Below are 13,715 nucleotides of genomic sequence, written 5' to 3'. Positions count from 1 at the left end.
GCGCTTCTGCACCTGCGCCAGGACAATGCCCCTCCTCGAGCTCGCATCGATAACGAAGCAGTTCCCCGGCGTGAAAGCCCTCGACGGCGTGTCGTTCGACCTCGAGGAAGGCGAGATTCACGCCCTCTGCGGCGAGAACGGCGCGGGCAAGAGCACGCTCATCAAGATCCTGTGCGGCTACTACCCGGCGGGCACCTACGGCGGGGAGATCCGCTTGAACGGCCGCGTCGTCGAGTTCAGCGGAATGCGCAGCGCCGAGGAGCACCGGATCGCGCTCATCGCGCAGGAGCTCGCGCTCGTCCCCGAGCTCACCGTGGCCGAGAACCTGGTGCTCGGGCGCGAGCCGGTCCGCGGGGGGCTCATCGACTGGGACGCGGTGCGGGCCGACGCGCGGCAGGCGCTCGCGCGCGTCGGGCTCGAGGTCGATCCCGAGCGCCCGATCAAGGACCTTGGCATCGGCCAGCAGCAGATGGTCGAGATCGCGAAGTCGCTGCTCAAGGACGCGAAGATCCTCGTCCTCGACGAGCCCACGGCGGCACTGACCGACTCCGGCGTGAGGACGCTGCTCGGCCTGCTCCGCGACCTGCGCGCCCGCGGCGTCTCCTGCATCTACATCAGCCACCGTCTCGAGGAGGTCTTCGAGATCGCCGATCGCATCACCGTCCTCCGGGACGGGAAGTCGATCACGACGCAGCCGCGGACCGCGCTCACGCCCGACAAGGTCATCTCGTACATGGTCGGGCGCGAGGTGACGAACCTCTACCCCTGCCCGCCGCCGCCGGAGGGCCCGGTCGCGCTCTCGGTCGATCGCTGGTCGGTCGAGGACGCGGGGCACCCCGGGCGGTTCGTGCTGCGCGACGTGAGCTTCGAGGTGCGCGCCGGCGAGGTGCTGGGCATCGGCGGCCTCATGGGCGCCGGGCGCACCGCGCTCGTCTCGACGATCTTCGGCGCGGCCCAGAGCCGCGTCACCGGCACGATCTCGGTGCGCGGCGGGCCCGTGTCGCCGCCGTTCAAGTCGCCCGCCGAGGCCATCGAGGCCGGCATCGCGCTCGTCAGCGAGGATCGCAAGCGCTACGGCCTCGTGCTCGAGTCGACCCTCCTCGACAACATCACGCTCGCGACGCTGCGGCGGTTCGTGAAGGGGCTCTTCCTCGATCACGCCGAGCGCGAGGCGACGGCGGTCGAGCAGATGAGGGCGCTCAGGACCAAGGCGCCGGGGCCGCTCGCGCTCGCGAACCAGCTCTCGGGCGGCAACCAGCAGAAGATCGTGATCGGCAAATGGCTGATGGCGGGGCCGCGCGTGCTCCTGCTCGACGAGCCGACGCGGGGCATCGACGTCGGGGCGAAGGCCGAGATCTATCAGCTCATCCACAAGCTCGCTTCGGACGGCCTCGCCGTGGTGCTCATCTCCTCCGATCTGCCGGAGCTGCTCGGCATGAGCCACCGCGTGTTGGTCCTCTCCCAGGGCAGGGCCACCGCCTGCCTCGACCGGAACGACGCCACCGCCGAGCGCGTGATGCTTGCAGCAACGAGGAAGGTGACGGAATGAGCGAGGCGAAGCTTCGCGTACGCATCCCCTGGCGTGCCCTCTCGATGGTGGGCTCGCTCATCGCGATCTGGATCGCCTTTTCGATTACCACCGACGGGACGTTCGTGACGCCCCGCAACCTGACGCTGCTCGCGCGGCAGATGTCGGTGACCTCGATCCTGGCCATCGGCATGGTGATGGTCATCGTCGCGGGGCAGATCGATCTCTCGGTGGGCGCGATGGCCGGCCTGCTCGGCGCGGCGTCGGCGATGATCTACGTGAACCTCGGCTGGCCGCTGCCGGCCGCCTTCCTCCTGCCGCTCGCCCTCGGGGCGCTGCTCGGCTTCGTGCAAGGCACGCTCGTGGCGCGGCTGCGCATTCCCCCCTTCATCGTCACGCTGGGCGGGATGCTCATCTTCCAGGGGTCGATCCTCGGCACCACCGGCGGCGTCTCGGTGTCGCCGGCGCGCCCCTACCTGTTCGTCGGCCAGGCGTACGTGCCGCACACGCTCGGCTGGGCGGGCGCGGGCCTCCTCTGCCTCGTGCTGCTGTACAAGGCCGTGCGCGCGACCGGCACGGCGCGGTTTCCGTGGATCGGGCTCGCCGCGTTCGCCATCGCGTTCACCGCGCTGATGAACTCCTACGAGGGCATCCCGTTCCCGGTGCTGCTCGTCCTCCTGCTCGCGACCGTGTTCACGGTGCTGGCGAAGCACACCACGTTCGGGCGGCACCTCTACGCGATCGGCGGCAACCGCGAGGCGGCCTTCTACTCCGGCATCAACATCAATCGTCACCTCATCGCCGTGTTCACGCTGATGGGCGTGATGTGCGGCATCGCGGGCATCGTGCTCACCGCCCGCGTCGGCTCGGCGACCTCGGACGCCGGCCGCATGATGGAGCTCGACGCCATCGCGGCCGCCGTCATCGGGGGCACGTCGCTCCTCGGCGGGCAGGGCACCATCTGGGGCGCGCTGCTCGGCGCGCTGGTCATGGCCTCGCTCGACAACGGCATGAGCCTGATGAACACCGAGAGCTTCTGGCAGCCGATCATCAAGGGCGTCATCCTCATCCTCGCCGTCGGCATCGACATGGCGAGCCGCAAGGGCCGCGGCCACTGAGCCGCGCCGCCCCTGCGACGCGCAGGGGCGGAGCCCACCGACGCTTCCGCCGGCGTCACCCCCCTTCCGCCCGCGACTCCACCTCTCTGCCGCTCCCCGCCGCTCCCCGGCGCGCACCCCCCCGGTGCGACGCGCGCCCGGCTCTCGCATCCAATCGCCACCTGCGCAGGCGGGAGCCGGCGGGAAGGATGGGGAGGACGCATGGCCGAGCAAGGCGAGAAGGGCGCGGGCCCGGAGATCAGCGCGCACAGCAAGATCGATAGCCTGGAGCCTCACCGAGAGGACCTGGCGGGCACGGTGCTCTCGACCGACCAGGGCATCCGGATCGACAGCACCGACGATTCGCTCAAGGCCGGGGCCCGGGGGCCGGCGCTCCTGGAAGACTTCCATCTACGCGAGAAGATTACGCATTTCGATCACGAGCGCATCCCCGAGCGCGTCGTGCACGCGCGCGGCTCCGGGGCGCACGGCTACTTCCAGGTCTACGCGTCCATGGCCGAGGTCACGAGGGCGGCGTTCCTGCAGGACCCGAGCGTCAGGACGCCGGTCTTCGTGCGGTTCTCCACGGTGGTCGGCTCGCGCGGGTCGGCGGACACGGTCCGCGACGTGCGCGGCTTCGCGACGAAGTTTTATACCAGGGAGGGGAACTTCGACCTCGTCGGCAACAATATCCCGGTCTTCTTCATTCAGGACGGCATCAAGTTTCCGGATGTGATCCACGCGATCAAGCCGGAGCCGGACCGGGAGATCCCGCAGGCCTCGTCCGCGCACGACACGTTCTGGGACTTCATCTCGCTCATGCCGGAGTCGACCCACATGGCGATGTGGGTGCTCTCGGATCGCGCCATCCCGCGGAGCTTCCGCATGATGGAGGGCTTCGGCGTCCACACCTTCCGCCTCGTCAACGCGCAGGGCAAATCGCGCTTCGTCAAGTTCCACTGGAAGCCGCTCCTCGGCGTGCACGCCCATGTCTGGGACGAGGCGCAGGAGCTCGCCGGCAGGGATCCGGACTACCACCGCCGCGATCTCTGGGACGCCATCGAGCGGGGGGATTACCCCGAGTATGAGCTCGGCGTGCAGATCATCGAGGAAGAGGACGAGTTCGCCTTCGACTTCGATCTGCTCGACGCGACGAAGATCGTCCCCGAGGAGCTCGTGCCGGTGCGCCGCATCGGCAAGCTGACCTTGAACCGCAACCCGGACAACTTCTTCGCCGAGACCGAGCAGGTCGCGTTCCATACGGCCAACGTCGTGCCCGGGATCGACTTCACCGACGATCCTCTGCTCCACGTCCGGAACTTCTCGTACCTCGACACGCAGCTCCTGCGGCTCGGCGGCCCGAACTTCCCGCAGATCCCCATCAACCGCCCGCTGGCCCCGGTGCACAACCAGAACCGGGACGGCTTCATGCAGCAGCGGATCAAGCAGGGTCGGGCGCACTACGTCCCGAACTCGCTCGCCGGCGGCTGTCCGGTGACGGCGTCGTGGGAGACGGGCGCGTTCGTGCACTACGCCGAGCGGGTGCTCGGGCTCAAGCAGCGCGTGCGGAGCGATAGCTTCAAGGATCACATCACCCAGGCGAGGCTCTTCTGGAACAGCCTCTCGGCGCCCGAGAAGAAGCACCTCATCCGCGCGGCGCGCTTCGAGCTCGGCAACGTGGCGAGCCGGGACATCCGCGAGCGCATGGTCGCGCGGCTCGGCGAGGTCGACACCGAGCTCGGCCGGCAGGTGGCCGAGGGGATCGGCGTCGCCCCGCCCGCCGGCCAGCCCCACGTGCCTTCGAAGGGCGGCAAGGCCGCGGGCAAGCGCTCGGTGGACGCCTCGCCGGCGCTCAGCATGGAGAACACGGTGAAGGACACGGTGAAGAGCCGGCTCGTCGCGCTGCTCGTGGCCGACGGGTTCGTCGTCGCCGAGCTCGCTGCGGTGAAGGCGGCGCTCGAGGCGGCCGGCGCGCACGCGCAGGTGGTGTCGACGCGGCTCGGGCCGATCCTCGGCGACGACGGCAGCGCCGTGGAGGCGGACAGATCGCTGCTCACGGCGAAGTCCGTCATGTTCGATGCGGTCTACGTCCCCGGCGGGCGCGCCAGCGTCGCGACGCTCGCGGCCTCGGGGGAGGCGGTGCATTTCGTCAACGAGGCGTTCAAGCATTGCAAGGCGATCGGGGCGACGGGCGATGCGGTCGATCTCCTCGTGGCGACGGACATCCAGGGCGTCGCGCTGGCCGACGTGCAGGCCGGGGCGCCGCCCCTGTCCGACAAGGGCGTGATCACCTTGCGCGACCCCGCGGGCCTCGCCCTGTTCACCCAGGAGCTCCTCCGCGCGATCGCGCAGCACCGCCACTGGGACCGCGAGGACATCGCGCAGATCCCCGCGTGACGAGCGGTTAAACGACCACCGGGGCCGGGGGCATCACTGCGCTGTCCCCAGCTCCGCGATCTCCTGCTCCAGCTGCTCCCATTCGGCCATGAGCGCGTCGATGCGCGGCCCGAGCGCCTCTTCCTCGGCCTGGAGCGCCGCGATCTCCGCCTTCCCGGTGCGCTCGAAGAACCCGTCGCTGCAATAGAGGTCGTGGATCGCCTTCTTCCGCGCCTCCGCCGCCTCGATGGCCGCGAGCACCTTGTCGCGCCGCGCGGGCAGCTCCTTCTGCCGGTTGCGCCGCCGCTTCTGCTCCTCCCACGAGCCGCCCGCCTCCGGCGCGGCGGCCGCCCTCTGGTGCTCACGCTTCGCCTTGAGCACCACCGTGTCGGCGTCGAGGTGATCGTCGCCGCAGCCGGCCAGGTACTCCTCGTACGTGCCCGGGAAATCGCGCGGCCCGGCCGGCGTGACCTCGAGGATGCGCGTCGCCAGCTCGGACACGAAGAACCGATCGTGCGACACGAAGAGCACCGTCCCCTCGAACGCCTTGAGCCCCTCGACGAGCCCCTGGATCGCCTCGAGATCGAGGTGGTTGGTCGGCTCGTCCAGGACGAGCACGTTTGGCCGCTCCACGATGATCCTACAGAAGATGAGCCGCGCCGCCTCGCCGCCCGAGAGCGAGCCGACGCTCTTCTCCACCTCGTCGCCCGAGAACAGCGCCTTGCCGAGCTGGCCGCGGACGTAGCTCGGCGACTCGTCGGGGCACGCCGCCCACAGGAAGGAGAGGGGCGTCATCGAGCCGTCGACGAGCAGCTCGCGGTGGTCCTGCGCGAAGTACCCGACGCGGACCTCGTGCCCCCACGACGCGCCCCCGGCGTCGGCCGCGAGGCGGCCCACGAGGATCTTGAGCAGCGTCGACTTGCCGAGCCCGTTCGGCCCGATCACCGCGACCCGCTCGCCCCGCCGGACCGACAGCGACACGTCGCGCAGCACCTGCTTGTCGCCGTACGACTTCGAGATCCCTCGCGCCTCGAGCACGTCGCGCCCGCTCGGCCTCTGGATCGCGAACCGGAACACCGGCGTGCGCCGCGACGTGTCGGCGAGCTCCTCGACCTCGATCTTCTCGATCTGCTTGAGCCGGCTCTGCGCCTGGCGCGCCTTGGTCGCCTTGGCGCCGAACCGCTCCACGAACGCGCGCTTGTCGGCGATGATCTTCTCCGCGCGCGCGATCTCGGCCTGCTTGCGCTCGCGGATCGCCTGCTTCTCGACGACGAACGCGGCGTAGTTGCCCGTGTAGAGCGTGATCGTCTCGTAGTCGACGTCGAGGATGTGCGTCGCGACGTTGTCGAGGAAGCGCTGGTCGTGCGAGATGACGACGGCGCACCCCTTGTAGCCGGCGAGGAACTTCTCGAGCCACCGGATCGACAGGATGTCGAGGTGGTTCGTGGGCTCGTCGAGCAGGAGCACGTCCGAGCCGCCGAGGAGCACCTGCGCGAGCAGCACGCGCAGCTTGAAGCCGCCCGACAGCGTCGAGAGCGGCCTCCTGTGGGCCTCCACGGGGATGCCGAGCCCCTCCAGGACGGCGCTCGCGCGCGCCTCCAGCGTGTAGCCGTCGTGGGCGCGGATGCGGTCCTCGAGGTCGGCGACCCGGCCGGCGTCGCCGCCCTCCTCCGCGAGGCGGCGCGACTCGACGAGCGCGTCCCAGACGACGCGATCGCCCATCATCGCGAGATCCAGGATGATCTGGTCGTCGCTGAGGAACCGGTCCTGCCGGAGCACGCCCACGCGGGCGTCCTTCGGGAAGCTGACGCTCCCCTCGGTCGCGGGCTCGTCGCCGGCCACGATCTTGAGGAAGGTGGTCTTCCCCGAGCCGTTGGCGCCGACGAGGCCGTAGCGGGACCCCGCGTTGAGCTTGAGCGAGACGCCCTCGAAGAGGGTCCGATCACCGAAGGATTTCGCGAGGTTGGACGTTCCGAGCATGGCGGTTGGGGGCTTGGGTCGAGGGATCGGCGTGGCGCGCGGCGCGCGGCGCGAGGCGCGCGGCGAAAGGAGCCGCGCGCCGCGCCGCGCGCGGCCGGAAGCGGCGCGGCGGGGGCCACAGGCATAGCACTGCGCCCCGGGGGAGCGGGCCGTTCGTGCGCCGCCGCGGGCGCCTCAGGGGCGCGGCGCGCGCCCGGCCGCCGCGGGGGCGGCGCGGCGCGCGCCCGGCCGCAGGCGGGAGGCCCCGGCGGCCGGGCGCCGGCGGGTCAATCGACGCGCTCGCACACGACCTTGTCCGAGGCGGCGTCCTTGTTGTTCCCGTCGTTGCACTCGTCGATCGCGCCGTCCGGGTCGACGACGCCGTAGATCAGGATCGAGAGGTTCCACGGGAACTTGTCGATGGTGGCGACGAGGTTCACGCTTTGCCCCGGCGCGATCGGCCCCGGGACGACCTCCTCGTGGAGCGCCGTCCCGCCCTGGCCGGGATCGCCGGCGTAGTACCGGACCCGCACGTCGCTGGCCGGCGCCGAGCCGGCGTTCCTGATGACCGTCGGCACGTCGACCTGCTGCAGCTCGCACTTCGCGTCGGTCACCCGGCCGATCTCGATCTGGAGGTCCGGCAGCGCGTCGCCGTCGTCCACGACCACCGTCTCCTCGTTGTTGTCCTCTTTGCACTCGCGCTCGGTGGCGCCCTCGTCGACGACCGCGCGCAGCCGGGCGGGCAGCGTCCCCTGCGCGTTGTTCGCGGCGCTGTAGCTCACCGTGAGGAGCAGCGAGCTGTGCGGCTCGATGCTGGTCTGGAGGACCGCCTGCAGCGGCGCGCCGGCCTCGTCGTTGAGCGCCTCGTCGACCTCCGGGGCGTCCCACTTGCCGTAGAAGCTGATGACGACGCCGGGGCCGACGCGCAGGTCGCCGAGGTTGTCGACGCGCACCGTGATCTCGACGTTGTCGGTGAGCTCGCCGCAGGCCGCGTCGGGCGACGAGATCTGGATGCCGCTGAGCGCGAGGTCCGGCGCGATCCCGTACGACCGCGGGTTCGAGCGGTAGGTGTTGTAGACGCGGCCGCTGTACGCCTTCCAGCTCTCGGGCTCCTGCAGGGGGATGCCGCCGCTCTCGAGCACGTTCGTCACGTGGTAGCTGTGCTGGTTCCAGATGCGGCGGGCCGAGACCCAGAGGTCGTTGGGATCGCCCCAGACCTCGAGGCCGTTGTTGTAGTCGACGCCCTCGTCGCAGTTGGTGGACTCGTTCGAGGTGGCGAACACGATCTCGGCGTTGCCGTCGTTGTCGACGTCGGCCACGACCGGGTACTCGGTCCGGGTGCGGCTCGGGGAGTGCTCCTTGAACAGGACGCTCGCGGCCACGCCGTCGTAGATGCGGAAATAGCACTCGTCGTTGTAGATGACCTCGGCGGCGCCGTCGCCGTTGAAGTCGAACACGCTCGACCCGGTGGAGCGGCTGGAGTTGTCCTCGATGACGCGCAGCCAGCTGTTGTGGTAGCAGACGCAGGTGCCCCGCTGCGTGTTGCAGGTCGCCGCGCCGGTGGCGCTGCAGTCCTCGTCGGTGGTGCACGCCTTCCCGTTCGGGGTGCGCGGGGGGTTGGCTGCGCCCGAGCCGTTGTCGTTGAGCGGGTTGGGCCACGCCGGGCACTCCGCGGTCGGCTCCTGGAGGTCGATCATCACGTAGCGCCCGCCGAACGCCGTGCCGACCTCGGGGAAGCCGTCGCCGTCGAAGTCGTCCACGTTCGGCGCCCCGCCGTCGAACTCGGCGCCCACGCCCATCACGGTCCGGCGCTTGATGGTGCCGTCCTGCCCGTTGAGCACGAAGAGGTACCCGTTGTTGAACAGGATCACTTCCGGCTTCTGATCGAGCGGGTTGTTCGGCCCGGGGGCGGCGGTCTGGTCGGCCCCGAGGATGTCGGCCACGGCGCAGAACCCGTCGCGGCGGGTGTCCGGGATCTGCGTATTGCCGTCGCCCGCGCCGTTGACGGTCTGCCCGTCCCAGACCACGAGGAGCTGCCCGTTGCAGAACGCCGTCGCCTCGGCGTCGGCATAGGGGGGCGCGCACTCGGTCCTGCGCGTCACGCCGGTCGGCGGGCGGGGCAGCGCGTAGACGGTGCTGCCCGCGACGATCTCCAGCCGGTGGTCGTCCTTGAGGTTCGCGATGCACGTGATGGGGCCGAGCCGGTTGGGGTTGGTCGGCCTCGTCGCGTCCCCTTGGACCCCTTTCATCAGGCCAACGCCGCCCTTGAAGCGGTCGAGGATCGAGAGCTCGCGGGTCGTCGGGTCGGAGCGCAGCGTGAACACGTGCTGGCCGACCACGATCTCCGGGAGCCCCGCGCCGTCGATGTTGGCGATCGCCGGCGCCGGCTCGTTGTAACCGTCCGCCTCGGCCCAGAGGTTGTTCGCGAGGACCCGGGTCTCGCCCGTGTTGCTGAAGATCTGGAGCCCATACGACTCGGTGACGGCGACGATCTCCGGGACGCCGTCGGCGTCGAGATCGCCGACGGCGAGCTGGGCGGTCGGCAGCAGCGTCGCGTCGCTGCAGGTGTAGGGGGCATCGATGGCGTCGCCCTCGTGCCATACGAGCGGGCCGAGCACCGCGAAGTAGTTGCGCCCCTTGTTGGGGCCGCCGCCGTGGATCGCGCGGAGGACCCCGCTATTTTGGTACACCGAATTGCAGAACGTGGTGAAGATGATCTCGGGGAAGTCGAGCTCGTTGATGAGCCCGTCGCCGTTGTCGTCGTCGAGGTTGGCGACGAGCGGCGTCATGACGTTCTGCGCCGAGGTCGGGAACGGGCTGCCGGCCGCGTTCGAGTTGGCGCGGTTCACCCCTCCCCACTGGATCTCGATCTGCGGCAGGACGCGCTCGAACGGCACGGGGTCGAGGAGGCACGTGGGCGCGTCGCCGGTGCCGGTGCAGGAGCCGACCTCGCAGGCGGCGAAGGTGGGGCAGTCCCAGTCGTCCTCGCACGGGCAGCTCGCGTTCCCCGCGGCGCCGTCGGTGCACGTGCTCTCGAAGTACGCCTCTCCGCCGCACGTGAAGAGCTCGCGGGTGGTGCTGCCGTTCGAGACGCAGACGAGGAGGCTCTCGCCGTCGCACGTCCGTTCGCCGGCGGTGCAGGTGTCATCGACGCAGATCGTGCCGTTGCAGTACTGGTTGAAGGGGCACTCGAGGTCGCTCTGGCAGCTGATATCGACGCAGGTGGCGCCCCCTTCCGGGGTCATCTGGCATTGCTCGGTCGGGTCGCAGCTGAGGTCGTCGCAGGTGTTGTTGACGCAGGTGCCTTGTCCGTCCTCGACCTCGCAGTGCTGATCGGGCCGACAGCTGACGCCTTCACAGCCGCTCTCGACGCCGCCCGCGCCGCCGCTGCCGGTGGTGGTCCCGACGAACCCGGTGCCTTCGCTCGTGCTGCCGCCGCCGCCGCCGCCCTCGCCGCCCTGGCCGGGGTTGTTCACGATCTCGGGGTTGCTGCAGGCCGCTGCAGCGAACAGGAACCAAGGAAGCGCGAGGGGAATTATCCGCCGGGGGCACGTGGGCATGAGGCGATTGTACGGGCGCGCTGTCGCCATGGAAGCGCGTTCGCGCGCGGGTTCGTGCGCCGAGTGGGAGCTCTGCCCACGGTGGGCGTCGCCCGCGGCGGAGGTCCGCGGCGCAGGGGAGGGCGCCGCGCGGGCCGTGCGGGACGGCCGCGGCGGGGATGAGGACGGGCTCAGCGGGGGCGCAGCCCCGGCGGGTCGATCGGGCAGCAACCGGGGTGCTGCACCATCACGACCCGGCCCACAGCAACGTGGCGCTGTACCGGGTGAGCAGCTCGTCCACCGTGACGAGCGCTGCGCCCTCGCAGAGCGCCTGGGCCACGAGGAGGCGATCGAACGGGTCTCGGTGATGGTACGGCAAGGCCGCGGACGAGATCGCGTGGCGGGCGGTTACGGGGAGCTCGATCGCGTCGAGCGCGACGATCGCCCGCGGGACGAGGACCTCCGGCTGCTCGGGGAGCGGGAGCTTGCCGCTCGCGTGCTTGACCGAGATCTCCCAGGCGCTGGCTGCGGAGATCAGGAGGGTGTTGTGCGGATCCTCGATGGCCTGGCGCGCCGTCCTCGCGATGCGCTCCGGGGCGAGCACCGCCCAGAGCCACACGTGGGTGTCGAGGAGCAGCTTCAACGCTCGCCATCTCCCTCGAAGGCGCGCAGCATGTCCTCCGGCAAGGGCGCGTCAAAGTCTTCCGGGACGTCGAACAGGCCTCGGAGCGCTCCTAGCTTGCGCGCCGGCGGCGTGGGCCTGCGCGGGGCCGGCTCCTCCTCGAGGATGATCACCTCGACGTTCTTGCCCACGAGGGCCGAGAGCTCCGGGATGTGGAGCGTCTCCGAGGTGACCTGGGTGTGAATGCGGATCGCGTTGGCCATGGTCGACCAGCGAGAGTCTAGCGCGGACCAGGCGTCCCGCACCGCGCTGGCCGTGCGGGACGGCCGCGGCGGGGAGAGGACGGGCTCTGCCGGGAACGGTGCTGCCGGGCCGCCCGTCGCTGCTCGACGTCGGGCGGTAAGGCCGCGAGGCGCGGCTTCGCGGCGAGCGCCGCGGCCAGGCTTCCTTCGCCAAGGTGTTCCTCTACGCTCCGCGCATGACGGTGACCCTCAAGGAGATCCAGCACGAGCTCGCGCTATTCAGCGACGCCGAGAAGGCGCAGCTCGCACGCGCGCTCTTCCCCGGCCTCCCCGGCCTCACGCGCGGGGTCGCGGGCGTCGAGAAGAGGCCCGGCGTCTGCGGTGGAGACGCCTGCATCGTGTGCACCCGTATTCCAGTGTGGGCACTCGAGCGACGCCGCCGCCTCGGTCATGTCACTCCGCAGCAACAGAGCGTACGCGCGATGTGCGGCGAGACAGCTTGACCAGAGGAGCATTTGACCACTTCTTTGCTTCGCGCTCCACGTCGTCGACGAGTGTCAAGCGTGACGCTCGGTCGGGGATCGCCGCGACCTGGCGCGGGGGCAGCGCATCGTACGTCCGGTCGTTGAGCGTTCTTCCGCTTTTGCTCTTCTGGACGCCTCCCCATTGTTTGAAGAAGAACGGTACGCGAGCTTCGTCGCATTGTCGCCTGATCGACTCCACCCACGAGCTCAGCAGCGGTCGTGCGCCAGGTCCGCTCTCTCCACCCACGATGACCCAGTTGATGCCGGAGAGGTCCATCTCTCCGATGTCCTCGAGCAAGGGTTCGATCGAGAGAAACCGGACAGCGCCCGGTGCCGCGCGAAGATGATCGACGCGTGGCAGGCCGTATTGCTTGTCCTCGACGCTGACTCCCCACCATATGTGGGGCAGCTGGGAGGCGAATCGCAGGGGACCCAGGAGCAGATCTCGCAGCCTCTCCGAGCGCTTTGTCAGTACTTGAAAGACGTGCCAAGGCGCTCGCTGCATCACGCGAGCGACGTCGACGATGTATTCGGTTGGTATTCCATCCTGGAATAGATCGCTCATCGAATTGACGAAGACGCTCTTCGATGCTGGCCAACGAAGAGGCTCGGCGAGCTTGTCGGGGATCAGCCGCAAATCGAAGCCGTGCTCATAAGGATGCCCCGGCACGTTGCGGAATCGTTCGGCGAACGTCTCGGCGTAGCAGTGCTTGCAGCCGGGGCTCACCTTGATGCAGCCGCGAACGGGGTTCCACGTGGCATCCGTCCATTCGATCTTCGAGTGCTCGCTCATGCGTCGGGTCGCTATGATGGTCTATGTTGTCACATCACTGTACGCCATCTCAGGTATGGGGGCCAGGTCCCCCCCAAGGCTATCCCTCGCCCATCTCGGCGCCGTTGTAGGCACCGGCGGCGTGGGCCTGCGCGCGTCATAACGGCCCTCTCGCCCCCCTCCGCCCCTCACGCCCCGCCGCTCTCGAGCGCCTCCTGCAGCGCGCGCACCTCGCGCGCGAACGCCGGCTCGGTGCGCAGCGCGGCGGTCCGCTCCGCCGGCAGCGCCAGCGTGCGGTCGGCGACGATGCGCGCCGGGCGCGGGGACAGCACGACCGCGCGCTCGGCGAGGTAAGCGGCCTCGGTGATCGAGTGGGTCACGAAGAGCACCGTCATGCCGAGCTCGGCCCACAGCGCGCGGAGCTGATCGTCGAGCCGGCTGCGGGTGAGCTCGTCGAGCGCGGCGAACGGCTCGTCGAGCAGCAGCAGCCGGGGTCGCGTGACCATCGCGCGGGCCAGCGACACGCGCATGCGCATGCCGCCGGAGAGCTCGGCCGGGTACCGCGCGCCCGCGTCGGCGAGGCCGACCTGGAGCAGCGCGGCTCGCGCGGCGGCGCGGCGCTCCTCGGGCGGCACCCCGGCGAGCTCGAGCGGCAGGGCGGCGTTCTCGAGGACGCTCCGCCAGGGCAAGAGGTGCGCGTCCTGGAAGACGTACGCGATGGGCGCGCGCGCGCCGCCCGCGCCGCCCGGCCCCTCCTCGACCTCCACGACGGCCGTGCCCGCGTCGGCGCGGTCCAGCCCGGCGACGAGGCGCAGCAAGGTGGATTTGCCGCACCCCGAGGGCCCGAGCAGCGCGACGAAGGCGCCCGGCGCGACGTCGAGGTCGAGGCCGTCGAGCGCGACAACGCCGGAGCCGCTGCCCCGGAGCGCGCGGCCGGCGTCGTCGAGCACCGGGAAGACGCGCCGGATGCCGGCCAGCCGCACGCGGACCCCGCCGCTCGCCATCGCGTTCTTCATCTGCGCCCGGCGTTCTATCCGCGCCGCCGCCGGTTGGCCA

At 70.4% G+C, this 13,715-nt stretch carries 10 protein-coding genes; 4 read left to right on the top strand and 6 right to left on the bottom strand.

The window, feature by feature from the left end; genetic code table 11:
• Positions 1-25: 25 nt before the first annotated feature.
• The 3 genes from WME83_RS33850 to WME83_RS33840 all read left to right on the top strand — a co-directional run bounded on the left by WME83_RS33850 (position 26) and on the right by WME83_RS33840 (position 5,022).
• A complete protein-coding gene (locus tag WME83_RS33850) occupies positions 26-1,549 on the top strand; it encodes a sugar ABC transporter ATP-binding protein (protein ID WP_437313843.1) in 1,524 nt (507 codons plus the stop codon).
• Positions 1,546-2,646: a sugar ABC transporter permease gene (locus WME83_RS33845; RefSeq protein ID WP_437313842.1), complete on the top strand. Its 1,101-nt coding sequence runs from the start codon at positions 1,546-1,548 to the stop codon at positions 2,644-2,646. Before WME83_RS33850 ends, WME83_RS33845 begins: the two co-directional genes overlap by 4 nt.
• A gap of 201 nt (positions 2,647-2,847) precedes the next feature.
• Complete coding sequence (locus WME83_RS33840) at positions 2,848-5,022, top strand: catalase (protein ID WP_437313841.1); 2,175 nt, start codon at positions 2,848-2,850, stop codon at positions 5,020-5,022.
• Between the two features lie 33 nt (positions 5,023-5,055).
• Here WME83_RS33840 and abc-f read toward each other — a convergent pair whose 3' ends face one another.
• The 4 genes from abc-f to WME83_RS33820 form a co-directional block, all read right to left on the bottom strand.
• Positions 5,056-6,981 (bottom strand): ribosomal protection-like ABC-F family protein, encoded by a 1,926-nt coding sequence (gene abc-f, locus WME83_RS33835; protein WP_437313840.1) that lies wholly within the window; start codon positions 6,979-6,981, stop codon positions 5,056-5,058.
• Between the two features lie 266 nt (positions 6,982-7,247).
• Positions 7,248-10,436, bottom strand: a complete 3,189-nt coding sequence (locus WME83_RS33830; protein WP_437313839.1) for a CARDB domain-containing protein — start codon at positions 10,434-10,436, stop codon at positions 7,248-7,250.
• 310 nt (positions 10,437-10,746) lie between these two features.
• Entirely contained in the window at positions 10,747-11,142 is a 396-nt protein-coding gene (locus WME83_RS33825; protein WP_437313838.1) for a type II toxin-antitoxin system VapC family toxin, read from the bottom strand.
• Entirely contained in the window at positions 11,139-11,384 is a 246-nt protein-coding gene (locus WME83_RS33820) for a hypothetical protein (RefSeq protein ID WP_061623394.1), read from the bottom strand. Before WME83_RS33820 ends, WME83_RS33825 begins: the two co-directional genes overlap by 4 nt.
• 215 nt (positions 11,385-11,599) lie before the next feature.
• Here WME83_RS33820 and WME83_RS33815 point away from each other — a divergent pair, with 215 nt between their 5' ends.
• Entirely contained in the window at positions 11,600-11,866 is a 267-nt protein-coding gene (locus WME83_RS33815; RefSeq protein WP_437313837.1) for a DUF433 domain-containing protein, read from the top strand.
• On the opposite strand, the gene WME83_RS33810 is transcribed toward WME83_RS33815, so the two are convergent.
• Together WME83_RS33810 and WME83_RS33805 are read right to left on the bottom strand one after the other, a co-directional pair.
• The gene (locus tag WME83_RS33810) at positions 11,817-12,680 is read right to left on the bottom strand and encodes a DUF5131 family protein (RefSeq protein ID WP_437313836.1); all 864 of its coding nucleotides are present in this window, start codon (positions 12,678-12,680) and stop codon (positions 11,817-11,819) included. The genes WME83_RS33815 and WME83_RS33810 overlap by 50 nt on opposite strands.
• Positions 12,681-12,847: 167 nt before the next feature.
• On the bottom strand, positions 12,848-13,675 hold the full coding sequence (locus WME83_RS33805; RefSeq protein ID WP_437313835.1) for an ABC transporter ATP-binding protein: 828 nt from the start codon (positions 13,673-13,675) through the stop codon (positions 12,848-12,850).
• Between the last annotated feature and the right edge of the window lie 40 nt (positions 13,676-13,715).

Origin of the sequence: Sorangium sp. So ce385, from assembly GCF_051474135.1 — a bacterium.
Lineage (GTDB): Bacteria > Myxococcota_A > Polyangia > Polyangiales > Polyangiaceae > Sorangium > Sorangium cellulosum_D.
The sequence above is the reverse complement of the archived record's forward strand: the minus strand, read 5'-3'. Positions and strand labels throughout refer to the sequence as shown.

What these genes read in the sequence shown, in the direction of transcription:
- WME83_RS33850 (WP_437313843.1), top strand. Translation starts at nt 26, where the DNA reads ATGCCCCTCCTCGAGCTCGCATCGATAACGAAGCAGTTCCCCGGCGTG.
- WME83_RS33845 (WP_437313842.1), top strand. Translation starts at nt 1,546, where the DNA reads ATGAGCGAGGCGAAGCTTCGCGTACGCATCCCCTGGCGTGCCCTCTCG.
- WME83_RS33840 (WP_437313841.1), top strand. Translation starts at nt 2,848, where the DNA reads ATGGCCGAGCAAGGCGAGAAGGGCGCGGGCCCGGAGATCAGCGCGCAC.
- abc-f (WP_437313840.1), bottom strand. Translation starts at nt 6,981, where the DNA reads ATGCTCGGAACGTCCAACCTCGCGAAATCCTTCGGTGATCGGACCCTC.
- WME83_RS33820 (WP_061623394.1), bottom strand. Translation starts at nt 11,384, where the DNA reads ATGGCCAACGCGATCCGCATTCACACCCAGGTCACCTCGGAGACGCTC.
- WME83_RS33815 (WP_437313837.1), top strand. Translation starts at nt 11,600, where the DNA reads ATGACGGTGACCCTCAAGGAGATCCAGCACGAGCTCGCGCTATTCAGC.
- WME83_RS33810 (WP_437313836.1), bottom strand. Translation starts at nt 12,680, where the DNA reads ATGAGCGAGCACTCGAAGATCGAATGGACGGATGCCACGTGGAACCCC.
- WME83_RS33805 (WP_437313835.1), bottom strand. Translation starts at nt 13,675, where the DNA reads ATGAAGAACGCGATGGCGAGCGGCGGGGTCCGCGTGCGGCTGGCCGGC.